This window comes from Pseudomonas fluorescens group sp. PF-69, from assembly GCF_054481235.1.
In genome coordinates this window covers 6,246,609-6,262,505 of the sequence record NZ_JBTMNC010000001.1, presented here as the reverse complement: position 1 = coordinate 6,262,505, position 15,897 = coordinate 6,246,609, and the positions used below count along the sequence as shown (strand labels likewise).

Here is a 15,897-nt window from a genome sequence, read left to right as displayed (position 1 = left end):
CGCACGATTGGCGTGGTCGGGCTGCTCATGGGGGGGGCGATGTCCGCCTGATCGATTTCGACCGCATGGCCGGGACCCACGTCGAACAACACATAAAACTCGGTCTCAGGCTGCCTGAAGGTCAGGGTCGAATCGGCGCCGAGCTTGCCCGCCACGAGAATGGTTTCGTCGTAACCGATCACATCCAGGGTCACGCCAGGCGCGCCGCTGCCATCGGAAAAACCGCCCGTGCACTTGATCTGCCCGGCGTCGATGGCCTTGCATTCGCACATCGGGTTGTGGGCCAGGGCGCTGGCGCTGAAACCGGCGCAGAACATCAGCAGTGCGGCGCTCAGCGGGCGAATAAGGTCGATCATGGTGTACCTCTTTGTGTGCTCAGCCAGGCGAGGGTGGCGGGGGAGGCCTGGCTCAGAGGAATGGATGCCTGGTGCATCGCGCCGTCCCAACCTTCCATGGTGATCCACAGTTCCGCGTCGGCCCTGGTTCTGGCCGGGATCGGCAACATCGCGCCCATGCGGTACGGCGTGCCGAAGAAAATCACCCCGGCGGCGCGCAGGCTGCGCGGTTTGCCGATGCGCAGGTAAGTCGCCTTGACCTGTTCGCGGCAGCTGGTGCACAGCGCCGCGTTGAAACTCTTCATGTAGCCGGCCGGGCCATCGAGCTGTGGGGCCTCGTCGTGCAACTCGGCCAGGCGCAGGCTCCACGGGCCGACGGTGACTTCGCCGATGTCCCGTTCGCCCAGGCCAGTGTCACCCCGGGACAGCGCAGCGTCGGCGAAATACTCGGGCATGAAACCCAGCGGCACCAGCAACAGCAGAACGTTGAGGTGAAAGCGCCACTTGTGCCAGAAACGGCTCAGCGGCGAACGCGGTTTTTCAGCGGTGACCGGGTTCATTGGCTGACCTGCGTGGACTCGTGGCGGATGGCCGCAGCCGTCTGGCTGCGTGACGTTTTGTGGTTGCGCCTGAGGGCATTGGCCGTGGCCAGGGCGGTTCGCTTGGTCCAGATCAACAGGCCGCTGAGCACCATCATGCTCAGCAGCAGGCCGAAGAAAAACCAGATCAGCTTGATCCAGATCCCGCCAAAGTCTCCGGTGTGCAACGGACGCATGGACTCGGTCACCCACTCCAGGCCCGAGCGGTCCGAGAGCAGGCGTGTGGCCGCGACGTCGCCGGTATAGGGGTTGATGTCCGCGGTCTGGTACATCAACGGATACCCGCTGCGACCGCCCACCGACAGATAGCCGTAGGCATTGTCGGGCAGGCTGACAAAACCCTCGTCGAGTCCGGGAATACGTGTCCTGGCCTGGCGGATCGCGGTCTCCAGGCTGATCATCGGTGCCGGCGAACCATCGGCGCTGAGCGGTACGCTTTCACGGGGTACCACGGCGGCGACCGGTTCGGTGGAGATCGAAATCCGGTTATCGAACAGGAACGCCTGGATCAGGAACCAGGTACTGGTGATGGAAATCACTGCGATGAACCAGATCGACCAGATGCCGCTGAGGCGGTGGAAATCGCCCCAGAAAATCCGTGCACCTTGACGTATCCGCAGGGTCGGACGAAAAAAACCTTTCCAGAAACGCTTGTACACCACCAGTCCGGTTACCAGGGACGCCAGCATCGGCAGGCTGAGGAACGACACCAGGTACCAGCCCCAACTGTAGCCATTGGTGAACGGCACCAGCCACCAGCCATGCAGGGCTCGGGTAAAGGCCTTGAAGTCAAAGGGCGGGGCCGTGCCTTGAATGGCGCCGGTGTACGGATTGACGTAGACCGTCGCCGAACGCCCGTCGGGGTAGCTGACTTCCACGTCCAGGGCAAAGTGCGACTCGTCGGGCCGGCTGATGCTTTCGATCAGTGTGTCGGGCTCGGCTTTCTTGATGGCGGCGACAATCTGGTCGTAGTTGAGCCGTGGAGCATCGTCCGAGGGCTGGCTGGCGCGCATGGGCGGGTTGGCCAGCCAGACGATTTCCTGACTGACCACCGCCAGGGTGCCGGTCACACAGACGATCAGGACAAAAAACCAAATCGGCAGCGCCAGCCAGCTGTGGACCAGAAACCAGAGTTTGGAACGGGATTTCTTCGACATGATCAAGGGTCTTGGTTCGATGAGAAGGCCTCTGCCACGGGCTTCGCAGCGATGAGGTCGATCCAGGTCCGGTCGCCGCTTTTAACGGCGCGACAGGACTGTATCTAGATAAGACGGATGAGCATGGGAAATCCCGAAGAGGGATATGAAAGAAAATATTTCGTATTTCGAGAGGGCGTTTCTTTCGGGAGGCGTGTTGCTACCTGTGGCGAGGGAGCAAGCCCCCTCGCCACCCATGAAATGACTAACCCTGCTGAAACATCTCCTTTGCCCGCTGCTCGATCTGCTCCTGGGTCAAATCCTCCTTGCGCGTGGCCAGGAACCACAGATGGCCATAGGGGTCTTTCAACGTCCCTGAACGGTCGCCATAAAACTGATCCTTGACCTCCGACACCACAGTGCCGCCCGCCGCGATGGCCTGGTTATACGACTTGTCCACATCGGTCACATACAAATGCAGTCCCACGGACGGCGACTGGTCCGGATTGCTCAACGGGCCTTGATCGCACGGTGTACCGAGCATGATCGGGCAGTCGCCGATGCGCAGTTCGGCGTGACCGATGCCGCCGTCCGGCATGGACAGGCGCATGACCTCAATCGCGCCGAAGGCTTTCTTGTAAAAGTCGATGGCTTCGGCCGCTTTTTTGATGCCCAGGTACGGGGTGATGCTGTGGTAACCCTCTGGAATGGGTTTGACGCTCATGATCGTTCTCCCTGATTTTGTTGTAGATGGAAGATCTCACTCGCTGCTTTTCAGCAGGACTTCCCAGTGTAGGTCCTGACGAAAAAGGCGATGTCTTGTGTTTGATCTTCAGCACTCGCCGAGTTCACAAAAAAAGATCACAGCGCTCGGCAGCAGCGCCACTGTCCGGCAATCAACAGTGAAGCAACAGATTGCCTTGACTTCGGCATTGTCGAACCCGCCAGAACCCGTTGAAGTGCCCGGAAACACGGGCTCTCGCAGTCAGGCACAGAAGCTGCAATGACCTTCGGTAAACACTGGTATCGAGAGTCTTGTATGTCTGAATCTGCCGTTTATCCGATCAACCCGCCGGCCGCCCACCGGATCGCCAGCGAAGCCGAAGCCCTGCGCGTGGCCGAGCATGTCGCCACGATTCTGCTGGAGCAGGACGCCGAACGTGATCGCACCCGCCAGGTACCCGCCGATGTCGTCGATCTGTTCTCCAACAGCGGCCTGTGGGGCATTACGGTGCCCAGGGAATTTGGCGGAGCGCAGGTGTCCTCCGCGGTGCTGGCGCAGGTGATCGCAATCATCTCGGCGGCCGATCCGTCCCTGGGGCAGATCCCGCAAAACCACTACTGCCTGCTGGAAGACATCCGTCTGCAGGGCACCCCGGAGCAGCAGGCGCATTTCTTTGAGTTGGCACTGCAGGGGCATCGGTTCGCCAACGCCTTGTCGGAAACCGGCGGCAAGAATGTGCAGGACATTCAGGCGACCATCCGCCGTTACGGCGACGGCCATGTGATCAACGGGCGCAAGGGGTATTGCACGGGTTCGTTGTATGCGCACTGGCTCGCGGTGCTGGCGCTGGATGAAGAGCAGAAAGGCCAGTTGGCATTCGTCCAGCGAGGCACTCAAGGGCTGGTGATCGTCGACGACTGGGACAGCATCGGCCAGCGCACCACCTCCAGCGGCACCGTGCTGGCCGAAGATCTGCACGTCTCGGCGTTCAACCTGTTCCCGACGTATCGTTCCTATGAAAGCCCGACCCTGGCCGGCCCGTTCGCCCAGCTGACCACCGCGGCCATCGATGCCGGCATTGCCCGCGCCGCCCTGCGCGACACCATCGCCTTTGTCCGGCAATTCGCCCGGCCATGGATCGACGCGGGTGTGGAAAGGGCCAGCGAAGATCCGCTGACCATCATTCAGGTCGGTGGCCTGGACATTCGCCTGGAAGCCGCCGAAGCCTTGCTGGAAAGGGCAGGACGGGCACTGGACGCGGCGCGCCCGGCACCGGATGAGGACAACGTGGCCCTGGCATCCCTGGCCGTGGCCAGAGCCAAGGTGCTGACCACCGAGATCGCCATTGAAGCGAGTAACAAGCTGTTTGAACTGGGCGGCACTCGTTCGACCCTGAAGAAACACAATTTCGACCGCCACTGGCGCAACGCGCGGGTGCATACCCTGCACGATCCGGTGCGCTGGAAATACCACGTGGTCGGCAACTGGCTGCTCAACGGCGTGAAACCGCCGCGTCATGACTGGTCGTGACCATGGCTGAATGGTTCAAGAACATTTATTGGGCCGACATCGGCCAGGCCTGCCTCGACACCCTGAGCATGCTCGGCGCGGCCCTCGGTTTCACCGTGTTGCTGGGCCTGCCGCTGGGGGTGCTGCTGTTCCTTACCGGCAAGCGCCAGTTGCATGAAGCGGTCGGGGTTTACCGGGTGCTGTCGGTGATCGTGAACATGCTGCGTTCGCTGCCGTTCATCATTTTGCTGATCGTGCTGATTCCCCTGACCACGTTACTGGTGGGCACGTCCCTGGGCGTGCCGGGGACCATTCCGCCGCTGGTGGTCGGTTGCACGCCATTCTTCGCGCGGCTGGTGGAAACCGCGTTGCGCGAAGTCGATCGCGGGGTGGTGGAGGCGACCCAGGCCATGGGTGCCAACACCTGGCAAATCATCCGCTTCACCTTGCTCCCCGAGGCGAGAGGAGGGCTGCTGGCGGCGGTGACAGTCACTGCCATCGTGCTGGTGGATTACACCGCGATGGCCGGGGTGATCGGCGGCGGTGGTCTGGGTGACCTGGCGATCCGCTATGGCTACCAGCGTTTCCAGACCGACGTGATGGTGGTCACCGTGGTGCTGCTGTTGATCCTGGTCCAGGCCCTGCAAATGAGCGGCGACCGACTGGTGGCGCGCTACAGCCATCGATAAACATTCTGTTCAAAACCAACAATCGGCCCCACGTCCGCCCCACGACGGCCACTCTATCTGCCTAGGAGCACAACATGAAAAAGACCCTGGCCGTTCTGGCTGCCTTGATTTCGCTGAGCGTACACGCCAACGAAAAACTGACCGTCGGCGCCACGCCGGTGCCGCACGCGGAAATCCTCGAATTCGTCAAACCGACCCTGGCCAAGGAAGGCGTGGACCTGGACATCAAGGTCTTCACCGATTTCATCCAGCCCAACCAGCAGCTTGCGCTGAAGAACCTCGACGCCAACTACTACCAGTACCGGCCGTTTCTCGATGATTACAACAAGACCCGCCACACCGACCTGGTGCCGGTGGTCGGTGTGCACATCGAACCGTTCGGGGCTTATTCGACCAAGATCAAAAACATTTCCGAGCTCAAGGACGGCGCCACCGTGTCGATCCCCAACGACCCGGTGAACACCGGTCGCGCTCTGGTGCTGCTGCACGAAGCGGGGCTGATCAAGCTCAAGGACCCGAGCAACACCCTGGCGACGCAACGGGACATCGCCGAAAACCCCAAGCACCTGAAAATCCGTGAGCTGGAAGGCGCGCTGCTGGCGCGTTCGGTGAGTCAGGTGGACCTGGCGTTCGTATTCGCCAACTACGCGCTGGAAGCGGGGATCGACACCAACAGTGCGTTGATCGTCGAGAAGGGCAAGAATCTGTACGTCGAATTCCTGGTGGCGCGACCGGACAACATCAACGATCCGGGCGTGCAGAAACTGGCCAAGGCGTTGAACTCCGATGAGGTTCGGCAGTTCATTTTGACGCGCTACAAGGGGCAGATTGCGCCGGGGTTCTAAGCTTCGGTTGATCTTGAGGACGCCATCGCGGGCAAGCCGCGCTCCCACAGGGTTTGGGTCGTTCACGAAATGTGCAAACGACCCAAACCCTGTGGGAGCGCGGCTTGCCCGCGATGGCCGCGCCACAATTTCAGATCTGTCCCGGATGCCAATAGCCGAGCCCCGAGCACATCAGCAACCGAAATCCGCAGCAGTCGGCCCTGGCGCCTGTTAGATGGACAACTGCATCAAGCGCTCGCCCTGCACGTTTTCCGTCGGTCGTCGCTTGTTCACCGCCAGTTCGCCGATCTTGATCAGGCGCGTGCGGGTCACGTTGCGGCTCAAGCCCAGCAGCGCGGCGGTGTGCACCTGGTTGTAATGGCTGAAGCGATAGGCTGCCCTCAGCAAGGCGTCCTCGACTTTTTCGTGCAGCGCGCCGGCCTGTTCCTCGAACAGCTTTTGAAACGCCCGGTCGAGCAGGGCCTCGGCGCAATCGTCGACCTGGGTGTGGTGATCGTCCTGGCGTTCGATGCGCATGTTGGACAGGCGCAGGTCATCGCGTTCGATGATGCCGTTGCGGCAAATCAGCAGGGTGTGGTGAATGACGTTTTCCAGCTCACGGATGTTGCCCGGCCAACTGTAGCTGCGCAGTTTCAGTTCGGCTTCTTTGCTGATGGTGATGCTGCCGTAACCGAGGCGCTGACTGTAGGCGTCGATGAAGTGACGGGTCAGGGGCAGGATGTCGCCGGGGCGATCTCGCAGCGGGCTCAGCTCCAGGCTGACCACGTCCAGCCGGTAGTACAGATCCTCGCGGAAATGGCCGGCGTTGATGGCTTTCTCCAGTTGCACGTTGGTCGCTGCCAACACCCGCACGTCGATGGGAATGCTCTTGCGCGAACCCAGGCGCACCACTTCACGCTCCTGCAGCACCCGCAACAACTTGACCTGAATGGCCATCGGCAAATCACCGATTTCATCGAGGAACAGGGTGCCGCCGTCCGCCTCCTCGAACCAGCCGGCCTTGGCGCTGAGGGCGCCGGTGAAAGCGCCTTTTTCGTGGCCGAACAGCTCGGCCTCGACCAGTGATTCAGAGAACGCACCGCAGTTCACTGCCACAAACGGCCGGTTGCGCCGGGCACTGAGGTTGTGGATATGGCGCGCCACCAGCTCTTTGCCGGTGCCGGTTTCGCCAATGATCAACACACTGGCTTCGCTCGGGGCGACTTGTTGCAAGTGGGCGAGCAAGGCCTGGGATTTCGGGTCTTCGAACACCTGGGCCGTGGCGCGGATCGACGTGGCCAGAGCGGGCGAGGGCGGTAAGGTCAGCAGTTGCATGGGGCACGCTCCTTGGTTGGGAAGCTATGAATAGAAAGTCGGAATCGGCAAGGCCTGGTTCAGCGCCCAGTCACCCAGTTCATGGAGTTTGTAATCCACCGGGTCGTGCAGGGTTTGCGTGCGCAGGTTGCGCCAGTGGCGGTCCAGGCGCAGCGAGGCGTGGGTCGAGCGAGCGCCGGTGACTTCGAACAAGCGGCTGCACAGTTCCAGGCCATTGCGCGTGGCGGCGACCTTGGCCGTGGCGATGGCGGTGGCCAGATGTCCGCGCTCTTCGGCGCTAAGGTTCGGGCCTTTCGCCCAAGCCTTGTCGAGCAAATCAGCTGCGCGCTCCACCAACAGCCGCACCCCTTCGAGGGCCACCCAGAATTCACCGTAATGGCCGAGTACATAAGGGTCTTGGCTGACTTCCTGGGCACTGGATTTGTGCCATGGCCGAGTCTCGGTCAGCGTGTACTGGCGCGCTTCTTCGAACGCTCCCTCGGCAATGCCGAGGAACATATGGGTGAACGTCAGCTGGGCAATCAGTGGGCGCAAGCAGGCGAACGGCGTGCTCAACGGCCCCGGATCAAGCAGCAGTTCCGATTCTTCGACCCGCACCCGTTCAAAGGTGGCGCTGCCGCTGTCGGTCTGGCGCTGGCCCATGTTGTTCCAGTCATTGTGCAAGGTGATGCCGCTGCGACCGCAGGGGATGGCGGCGATCAACAGCTTGCCGCCCGCACTTTCGTCCACCGCCGAAGCGATCAGCATCTCCGAATCGCTGGCGCCGGAGCAGAAGCTTTTCTTGCCGGAAAACTCGCGCCAGCCATCAAGCTTTTTCACCACGGTGCGGGTGTCCAGCGGGTTGAGGGCATTGCCCCAGAACCAGTTCTTGCGCGCCGTTTGTTCAAACCATGGCTGCCATTGTTCGGGGCGGGCGAACAGGCGCACGGTGGCGAGCATCAGGTGATGGAAGCCGAACACATGGGCAATCGAACTGTCGACCTTGGCGAATTCACGCACGATGGTCAGGGTTTCACTCCAGCTGGCGCCGAGGCCGCCGAACCGGGTGGGAATGCTTAACGCGAGCAGCCCGCTGTGGCGCAGCGCATCACGCTCGGCCTTGGGCGTACCACCGCGTTCGTCGCGCTCGACGGCGGTCAGGGCAAATTCGGCGGCCAATTGACGGGCGGTCTGCAATGGGGGGATCAGGGCGCTTTGCGGCTTGGCAGTCACGCTGTTTTCCTTTTTAAAAGACGCAGGTCCCCTGTAGGAGTGAGCTTGCTCGCGATGGAGAACAACGATTACGCGGGATGTCTGAATGACAGCGTCATCATTGACGACCATCGCGAGCAGGCTCGCTCCTACAGGTAGTGCGTGGGTCAGGCCGTGGTTTTGGTCGGCAGCACATCATTGGCGATCATTTCGCCAAACGGCCCGGTGAGATTGGTGACGCCACGCCCGGCGAGACTCGCGTACGGCTCGGGCAGCAGCGGGAAGACCAGTTCGGCGAAGCGATACGCCTCTTCGAGATGCGGGTAACCGGAGAAGATGAAGCTCTCGATCCCCAGGTCCGCGTACTCCTTGATGCGCGCGGCGACCTGCTGTGGGTCGCCGACCAGCGCCGTCCCGGCACCGCCACGCACCAGGCCGACACCGGCCCACAGATTGGGCGAGATTTCCAGGTTGTCGCGACGCCCGTCATGCAGCGCGGCCATGCGCCGTTGACCCTCGGAGTCGAAGCGCGAGAACGACTTCTGCGCGGCGGCAATGGTTTCGTCGCTGATGTGTTCGATCAGTTTGTCTGCGGCTTTCCACGCTTCTTCGGCGGTTTCGCGGACGATCACATGCAAGCGAATCCCGAACTTCACCGTGCGCCCGTGACGGGCGGCACGTTCACGGACATCGGCGAGTTTCTGCGCCACGGCGGCCGGTGGTTCGCCCCAGGTCAGGTAGACATCGACCTGCTCGGCAGCCAGGTCGTGTGCGGCATCGGACGAGCCGCCGAAGTACAGCGGCGGATAAGGTTTCTGCACCGGTGGATAGAGCGCCTTGGCGTTCTGTACCCGCAGGTGTTTGCCTTCGAAGTCCACCGATTCGCCTTGCAATACCCGGCGCCAGACTTTCAGGAACTCGTCGGTGACTTCATAGCGTTCGCTGTGATCGAGGAAGCTGCCGTCGCCACGGTTTTCGTCCGGATCGCCGCCGGTCACGACGTTGATCAGCAAGCGGCCACCGGATAGTCGATCCAGGGTGGCGGCCATGCGTGCCGACACGGTGGGCGAGATAATGCCCGGACGGATCGCCACCAGATAACGCAAGCGTTCGGTGAGCGGCACCAAGGCTGAAGCGATCACCCAAGAGTCTTCGCAGGAGCGCCCGGTGGGAATCAATACGCCGTGGTAGCCGAGGCTGTCCGCGGCCTGTGCCACTTGTTTCAGGTACTTGAGGGTGACCGGGCGTGCGCCCTGAGTGGTGCCCAGGTAATGCCCGTCGCCGTGGGTCGGCAGAAACCAGAAAACATCCATGACGAATTCCTTAAGCGATTTTCAGCAGATTGTTGGGGTGCACGCCGAACAACGGCGCCGCGCGTTCTGCAGCCAGTTGAATGCGGGCCCTGAGCAGTTCGCTGGTGATCTGGTAATTGGAGAAATCGGCTTCGGTGGCATAGACGCCAATGGGCAAGGTCAACGCCTGGAAGAAACTGAACAGGGGGCGCAGCTGATGATCGAGCACCAGCGCATGACGTTCGCTGCCACCGGTGGCGGCCAGCAGTACCGGGGTGTTGACCAGTGCATTCAGATCGATCAGGTCGAACAGGTGCTTGAGCAGGCCAGGGTAGGAGCCGCGATAAACCGGTGCGGCGACAATCAGCAGATCGGCGTTTTCAATCGCTTGCAGTTCGGCTTCGACGTCCTCACTCAGTTCCTGGCGAGACAGCGCCGCGCCCAATGGCCGGGCGATGTCACCCAGTTCGATCAACTTGCTCTCGATCGGCAGTTGCTCGGCCAGTTGCGCCAACAGCGCTTGGGTCAGCACCAGGGTGCGGGAGGGACGCCAGGTGCCGCCGGAGACGGCAACGACTTTCAATGGACGCGACATGATCAGTTCCTTTTTAAACAGTTGCTGTGGGAGCAGTGAGTCATCACTGGGCTTTTCCCCATTGAGCAAGAGCTGTACCAATCCCTCGAAGCCACGTTTTACGGGGCTTGCAGCGAGTTGATCAGACCGCGCTGTTGATTTCCAAGGGCTGTTTGTTGATTGACTGTTGCCTGGCGAACAGTTGCGTGAGCAACAGTGCGTCAGGGGATGCAGTTGTTATAAAGGCAATTTGTTATTCCTCAAAAGATCGTTGATTGATATTTATAGATCATTTGGAAATATAAAGATCCCAATAGAGCTGGCTTGTCGGCGATGTCGGCACCTGGAACAGCGCAAGGTTCAAGGTCGACACGCCCCCGAGACGGCGCCTACGGTCTGGCAACATCAGGAAAACTCGATAGCGACTATCGAGAACGATGATTTTTACCCGGCCAGAGACGCGAGTAGCCTGTGTTCATTGCCCCGAACCCAGATGCCAGGACGCCTGAACATGAAACCTCTGATCGCCACTTTGCTGCTGCTGACTGTCTCCGTTCTCGCCGGATGCGCCAGTCAGACTTCGCCGGAGTTGCGCCCCTACACTGCTGAAGAAACCAGGGAGCTTGCGCTGGAGGCGTTGAATCGCCGGGGTCTGTCCTTTGACGAATACCAGGCGAAAAAAGCTGAATTGCTCGGCGAACCGCAAAAATCGTTCGGCTTCGACAAGCAGGGTGAGATGAACGCTGGACGCGCTGTACAGCTTCACGGTCGTCCTAGCTAAGCGAAAACTGTACTGCCGGAAGTTTTACCCAACTGTCCGTGGGTTTCTCCCGGGGTGTGCGATAGGGTCGTTACTTGATCGACCCTGATGGACTGCCACCCATGACACTCTCGCTTGATCTGCTGCTGGGCTTCGCCCTGTTCGCCCTTGTCACCTCAATCACGCCAGGCCCGAACAACACAATGTTGCTGGCATCCGGGGTGAACTTCGGCTTTAACCGCACCATTCCTCACATGCTCGGCATTACCTGCGGATTTTTCGTGCTGGTCGTGGCGGTGGGCTTTGGCCTGGGCGCGGTGTTTCAGACGTATCCATTGCTCTACACCGCGCTGCGTTATGTCGGCGCTGCGTATTTGCTGTATCTGGCGTGGAAAATCGCCCATTCCGGGCCGGTCTCGGACGGCGAACAGGCTGGGGGGCAACCCATCAGCTACTTCGGCGCCGCTGCATTCCAATGGGTCAATCCCAAAGCCTGGATCATGGCCATTGGTGCCATCAGTACCTACACGCCGATGCAGGGTTACTTCACCAATGTCATCGTGATTGCCGCGGTATTCGCCCTGATCAACCTGCCGAGCGTTGGCGTTTGGGCTGCGTGCGGCACGCTGTTGCGCAATGTCCTGAAGGACCGTCGCTGGTTGCGCCTGTTCAACTGGGGCATGGCCGCGTTGCTGGTGGCTTCGCTGTATCCGCTGCTGCTCGAAAGCTTTCGCTGACGCATTGCTTCAACCGGTCGCCCGATGCCTGTTAAGCTCGCTTTTCAGGAGCGTTCCTACGCACTTTTAATGAAGTGGTACTTCTTTAACAGCATCCGATCAGGTATTGGTAACGTTCTGAAACCGGGCGCCGCTCACGAGGCTGCGTGTTGATGTTTACAGTGACGAGCCTCCTGATCCCGGAACACGCTCTGCGAGTCTTTTATGAATAAACGTCCGTTGTATTTCGACTATGCCGCCACCACGCCGGTGGATGAGCGGGTCATCAAGGTCATGGTCGAGTGTCTGGGTTTCAGCGGTAACTTTGGCAACCCGGCATCCAGTTCCCACGCATTCGGCCAGCAGGCCCGGCAAACCGTCGAGCAGGCCCGGCGCCAGGTTGCAGAACTGGTCGGCGCCACGCCTGAACAGATCGTCTGGACTTCCGGCGCAACCGAATCGAACAACCTTGCCCTCAAGGGTGTTGCCCAGGCCCGCGGCGTTGCCGGCGGCCACATCATCACCAGCCAGATCGAACACAAGGCCATCCTCGATACCGCAAGACAATTGCAGGACGCGGGTGTGGCAGTGACCTATCTGGTGCCGGACGGCGACGGCCTGATCACCGCGCAAGCCGTCAGCGAAGCCATGCGCGAGGACACCTTCCTGGTGTCGCTGATGCTGGTCAACAACGAGCTGGGCACGGTTAACGACATCCCGGCCATTGGCCAGGTGGTGCGTGATCGCGACGCCTTGTTTCATGTCGACGCGGCGCAGGGGGCAGGCAAAGTGCAGATCGATCTGGCGCAATGGCCGGTGGATCTGATGTCGTTCTCGGCGCACAAAATCTATGGGCCCAAAGGCATTGGTGCGTTGTATGTCGGGCCGCGCGCGCACCAGCGTTTGCAGGCGCAGATTCATGGTGGCGGTCACGAGGGCGGCTTGCGTTCCGGGACCCTGGCCACCCACCAGATTGCCGCCATGGGCGCGGCATTCGCTCTGGCGGCGGCTGCGTTCGATGAAGAAAAAGCCTTGATCGTGCGTCTGCGTGAACGCCTGCTCGATCAATTGCTGGGCATTCCCGGCGTACGCCTCAATGGCAGCCCGACCCGACGCATCCCCCATACCCTGAGCCTGACCTTCAGTGAGGGCGAGTTCAATTCGGCGGCGTTGCTCGCGTCGATCGCGTTTTCCGCGACCTCGGCCTGCAATTCCGCGAGCAATGCTCCGTCCCATGTGCTGCTGGCCCTGGGGCATGACGCTCGTTCGGCGAGTCGCACCATTCGCTTGAGCCTGGGGCGTTTCACCACCGAGCAGGATATCGATCAAGCGGTACAACTGATTAAAACGGCCTGCGCCAGTGCTCCGGCATTCTGGCAGTAGTGCCTCGAAGCGCCGACACTGATCGGCGCTAAACAATAATGATGAGTGGTTAGCAGGAGTCATGATGAGTACGCAGTCTTCGATCAATGGATCGGTGCCCCAGCGCCTGGTGCAAACCCGTGAACTGATGAGCCGCGAGGGCATTCACGCCCTGCTGGTGCCGTCGGCCGACCCGCACCTGTCCGAATACCTGCCGGGCTACTGGCAGGGGCGGCAGTGGTTGTCCGGCTTCCATGGCTCGGTCGGCACCCTGATCGTGACTGCGGACTTTGCTGGCGTCTGGGCCGACAGCCGTTACTGGGAGCAGGCGACCAAGGAACTCAAGGGCAGCGGCATCGAACTGGTCAAGCTGCAACCGGGTCAGCCGGGGCCGCTGGACTGGCTGGCCGAGCAAACCCCGGAAGGCGGTGTGGTCGCGGTCGATGGCGCGGTGATGGCCGTGGCCTCCGCACGTACCTTGAGCGGCAAGCTGGAAGAACGCAGCGCTCGTCTGCGCACGGATATCGATCTGTTGAGCGAGGTCTGGAGCGACCGCCCGAGCCTGCCGAACGAGCCGATCTATCAGCACTTGCCTCCGCAGGCGACCGTCAGCCGTGGCGAAAAACTCGCCAAACTGCGGGAAACCCTGCAGACGCGCGGCGCTGACTGGCACTTCATCGCCACCCTCGATGACATCGCCTGGCTGTTCAACTTGCGCGGCGGCGATGTGTCGTTCAATCCGGTGTTCGTTTCCTTCGCCTTGATCAGCCAGCAGCAGGCAACCCTGTTCGTGGCACTGAGCAAGGTCGATGCCGAACTGCGTGCGGTCCTTGAACAGGATGGCGTGACCCTGCGCGATTACAGCGAAGTGGCCGAAGCACTGCGCGCCGTACCGAAAGGGGCGAGCTTGCTGGTCGACCCGGCGCGGGTCACGGCAGGATTGCTGGATAACCTCGACAGCGGCGTCAAGTTGATCGAAGGCTTGAACCCGACCACCCTGGCCAAGTCGCAAAAAAGCCTGGCTGACGCCGAGCACATCCGTCAGGCCATGGAACAGGATGGCGCGGCGCTTTGCGAATTCTTCACCTGGCTGGACTCGGCACTCGCGGGCAGCGAGCGCATCACCGAGCTGACCATCGACGAGAAACTGACCGCCGCCCGTGAGCGCCGTCCGGGTTATGTGTCGCTGAGCTTCAACACCATCGCCGCGTTCAACGCCAACGGCGCCATGCCGCATTACCACGCCACCGAAGAAGAACACGCGGTGATCGAAGGTGATGGTCTGCTGCTGATCGATTCCGGCGGCCAGTACCTGGGGGGCACCACGGACATCACGCGGATGGTACCGGTCGGTACACCGACGGCCGAGCAGAAGCGCGATTGCACCCGTGTGCTCAAAGGCGTGATTGCCTTGTCCCGTGCACAATTCCCGAAAGGCATCCTGTCGCCGCTGCTGGACTCGATCGCCCGTGCGCCAATCTGGGCCGAAAGCGTCGATTACGGCCATGGCACCGGTCACGGCGTTGGCTACTTCCTCAACGTTCACGAAGGTCCGCAAGTCATTGCCTATCAAGCCGCACCTGCACCGCAAACCGCGATGCAACCGGGCATGATCACCTCTATCGAACCAGGCACTTACCGTCCGGGCCGCTGGGGTGTGCGGATCGAAAACCTGGCGATGAACCGCGAAGCAGGCACCAGCGAATTCGGCGAGTTCCTGAAATTCGAAACCCTGACCCTGTGCCCGATCGACACTCGTTGCCTGGAGCCGTCGCTGCTGACGGAAGAAGAAAAGCAGTGGTTCAATGCTTATCACGCCGAAGTGCGCAAGCGCTTGAGCCCGTTGCTCGACGGTGCGGCCCTGGAATGGTTGAACACGCGCACCGCGGCTATTTGATCGCCTGCAAGTCGGGCGCTGCTTCCAGCGCCTGGCTCATGTAGTCGACAAAGGCTTTGACCCTGGCGGATTGACGACGATTCGCCGGGGACACGGCGTGTATCGGCAGCGATTGCGCAGTGTAATTCTGCAGAATCGCGGTCACTCTCCCGGCTTTCAGATCCTCGCTGAACAGCCACACCGGCGACATCGCAATGCCCAGGCCACCCAGCACCATCTCGCGAATCGCCTCGGAGTTGTTGCTTTGGGCGTTGCCCTTGATCCGCACCTCATGAAGTTGTCCATCGCGCTGGTAAACCCACAGGTTCTGACTGTTCAGCAGGTTGAATAGCAGGCAGTTGTGTTCGCTCAATTGCTGCGGTGTTTGTGGTTCACCGTGTTGCTTGAGGTAGGCGGGCGTTGCGACGGTTACCCGGTGGGTGGTGCCGATGTGACGAGCGATCAGGCCACTGTCATTCATTTGTCCGATCCTGAACGTCACGTCCAGGCCTTCGCTGACCAGGTCCTGGTTCTGATCATTCAGTTGCAGGTCGATTTCAATCTCTGGATATCGCTTGAGGAATGCCGGCAGGCGCGGAGCAATCTGCAAGCGCCCGAAGCTGACCGACGAGCCGATGCGCAGATGACCGGCAATCGTTTCCCTGCCGGATTGGAAGCTGTGCTCGGCTGCATCGACGGCGGCGAGGATTTGTCGGCACTCGTTGTAGTAGCGCTGGCCTTCATCGGTCAGGGATAACCGACGGGTACTGCGTGCGATCAGCTTTCCACCCAGCTCGATTTCCAGTGCGCGCAGTACTTTGCTGATGGTCGGCTGGCTGGTCTGCATTTCCCGGGCGACGGCGGAAAAGCTGCCGCGTTCGACCACCCGGACGAAAATCGCCATTGCATGGAGTTTGTCCACGGGATTTCTCATTGATGCCAGATGGGAATGGTCACTATAGCTATTCGGCGTCT

The 15,897-nt window shown here is 61.0% G+C and carries 15 protein-coding genes and 1 pseudogene; 7 read left to right on the top strand and 9 right to left on the bottom strand.

Going from position 1 to position 15,897, the window contains the following annotated elements; all coding sequences use genetic code 11:
• Window positions 1–29: 29 nt before the first annotated feature.
• From ACX3YF_RS29185 to ACX3YF_RS29170, 4 genes and pseudogenes are all read right to left on the bottom strand, one after another.
• A pseudogene (locus tag ACX3YF_RS29185) lies at window positions 30–356 on the bottom strand (hypothetical protein); the annotation flags it as partial.
• Window positions 353–895 (bottom strand): thiamine pyrophosphate-binding protein, encoded by a 543-nt coding sequence (locus tag ACX3YF_RS29180; protein WP_196585584.1) that lies wholly within the window; start codon window positions 893–895, stop codon window positions 353–355. The pseudogene ACX3YF_RS29185 and the gene ACX3YF_RS29180, both read right to left, overlap by 4 nt.
• Entirely contained in the window at window positions 892–2,091 is a 1,200-nt protein-coding gene (locus ACX3YF_RS29175) for a PepSY-associated TM helix domain-containing protein (protein ID WP_458945720.1), read from the bottom strand. Before ACX3YF_RS29175 ends, ACX3YF_RS29180 begins: the two co-directional genes overlap by 4 nt.
• 244 nt (window positions 2,092–2,335) lie before the next feature.
• Window positions 2,336–2,794, bottom strand: coding sequence for a VOC family protein (locus tag ACX3YF_RS29170; RefSeq protein ID WP_130210370.1), 459 nt, complete (start codon window positions 2,792–2,794; stop codon window positions 2,336–2,338).
• Between the two features lie 315 nt (window positions 2,795–3,109).
• Here ACX3YF_RS29170 and ACX3YF_RS29165 point away from each other — a divergent pair, with 315 nt between their 5' ends.
• The 3 genes from ACX3YF_RS29165 (at window position 3,110) to ACX3YF_RS29155 (ending at window position 5,837) form a co-directional block, all read left to right on the top strand.
• A complete protein-coding gene (locus ACX3YF_RS29165; RefSeq protein ID WP_458974729.1) occupies window positions 3,110–4,324 on the top strand; it encodes an SfnB family sulfur acquisition oxidoreductase in 1,215 nt (404 codons plus the stop codon).
• Window positions 4,325–4,326: 2 nt separating this feature from the next.
• Window positions 4,327–4,992: a methionine ABC transporter permease gene (locus ACX3YF_RS29160; protein WP_130210366.1), complete on the top strand. Its 666-nt coding sequence runs from the start codon at window positions 4,327–4,329 to the stop codon at window positions 4,990–4,992.
• Between the two features lie 74 nt (window positions 4,993–5,066).
• Complete coding sequence (locus tag ACX3YF_RS29155; protein ID WP_448646137.1) at window positions 5,067–5,837, top strand: MetQ/NlpA family ABC transporter substrate-binding protein; 771 nt, start codon at window positions 5,067–5,069, stop codon at window positions 5,835–5,837.
• Window positions 5,838–6,047: 210 nt separating this feature from the next.
• On the opposite strand, the gene ACX3YF_RS29150 is transcribed toward ACX3YF_RS29155, so the two are convergent.
• The 4 genes from ACX3YF_RS29150 to msuE all read right to left on the bottom strand — a co-directional run bounded on the left by ACX3YF_RS29150 (window position 6,048) and on the right by msuE (window position 10,229).
• Window positions 6,048–7,151, bottom strand: coding sequence for a sigma-54 interaction domain-containing protein (locus ACX3YF_RS29150; protein WP_047527301.1), 1,104 nt, complete (start codon window positions 7,149–7,151; stop codon window positions 6,048–6,050).
• Window positions 7,152–7,175: 24 nt separating this feature from the next.
• The gene (locus ACX3YF_RS29145) at window positions 7,176–8,363 is read right to left on the bottom strand and encodes an acyl-CoA dehydrogenase family protein (RefSeq protein ID WP_448646138.1); all 1,188 of its coding nucleotides are present in this window, start codon (window positions 8,361–8,363) and stop codon (window positions 7,176–7,178) included.
• Window positions 8,364–8,509: 146 nt separating this feature from the next.
• The gene (ssuD, locus tag ACX3YF_RS29140; RefSeq protein WP_458974728.1) at window positions 8,510–9,655 is read right to left on the bottom strand and encodes an FMNH2-dependent alkanesulfonate monooxygenase; all 1,146 of its coding nucleotides are present in this window, start codon (window positions 9,653–9,655) and stop codon (window positions 8,510–8,512) included.
• A 10-nt stretch (window positions 9,656–9,665) separates the two neighbouring features.
• Window positions 9,666–10,229: an FMN reductase gene (gene msuE, locus ACX3YF_RS29135; RefSeq protein ID WP_047527304.1), complete on the bottom strand. Its 564-nt coding sequence runs from the start codon at window positions 10,227–10,229 to the stop codon at window positions 9,666–9,668.
• A gap of 490 nt (window positions 10,230–10,719) precedes the next feature.
• Between msuE and ACX3YF_RS29130 the strand changes: the two genes are divergently transcribed.
• The 4 genes from ACX3YF_RS29130 (at window position 10,720) to ACX3YF_RS29115 (ending at window position 14,943) form a co-directional block, all read left to right on the top strand.
• Complete coding sequence (locus ACX3YF_RS29130) at window positions 10,720–10,989, top strand: hypothetical protein (protein WP_130210358.1); 270 nt, start codon at window positions 10,720–10,722, stop codon at window positions 10,987–10,989.
• A 101-nt stretch (window positions 10,990–11,090) separates the two neighbouring features.
• On the top strand, window positions 11,091–11,705 hold the full coding sequence (locus tag ACX3YF_RS29125) for a LysE family translocator (protein ID WP_130210356.1): 615 nt from the start codon (window positions 11,091–11,093) through the stop codon (window positions 11,703–11,705).
• Window positions 11,706–11,909: 204 nt separating this feature from the next.
• Window positions 11,910–13,067, top strand: coding sequence for a cysteine desulfurase family protein (locus ACX3YF_RS29120; RefSeq protein WP_130210354.1), 1,158 nt, complete (start codon window positions 11,910–11,912; stop codon window positions 13,065–13,067).
• A gap of 64 nt (window positions 13,068–13,131) precedes the next feature.
• Window positions 13,132–14,943 (top strand): aminopeptidase P family protein, encoded by a 1,812-nt coding sequence (locus tag ACX3YF_RS29115; RefSeq protein ID WP_458945712.1) that lies wholly within the window; start codon window positions 13,132–13,134, stop codon window positions 14,941–14,943.
• On the opposite strand, the gene ACX3YF_RS29110 is transcribed toward ACX3YF_RS29115, so the two are convergent.
• Window positions 14,936–15,856, bottom strand: coding sequence for a LysR family transcriptional regulator (locus ACX3YF_RS29110; RefSeq protein ID WP_189340468.1), 921 nt, complete (start codon window positions 15,854–15,856; stop codon window positions 14,936–14,938). The two genes, ACX3YF_RS29115 and ACX3YF_RS29110, sit on opposite strands and share 8 nt — an antisense overlap.
• Window positions 15,857–15,897: the final 41 nt, after the last annotated feature.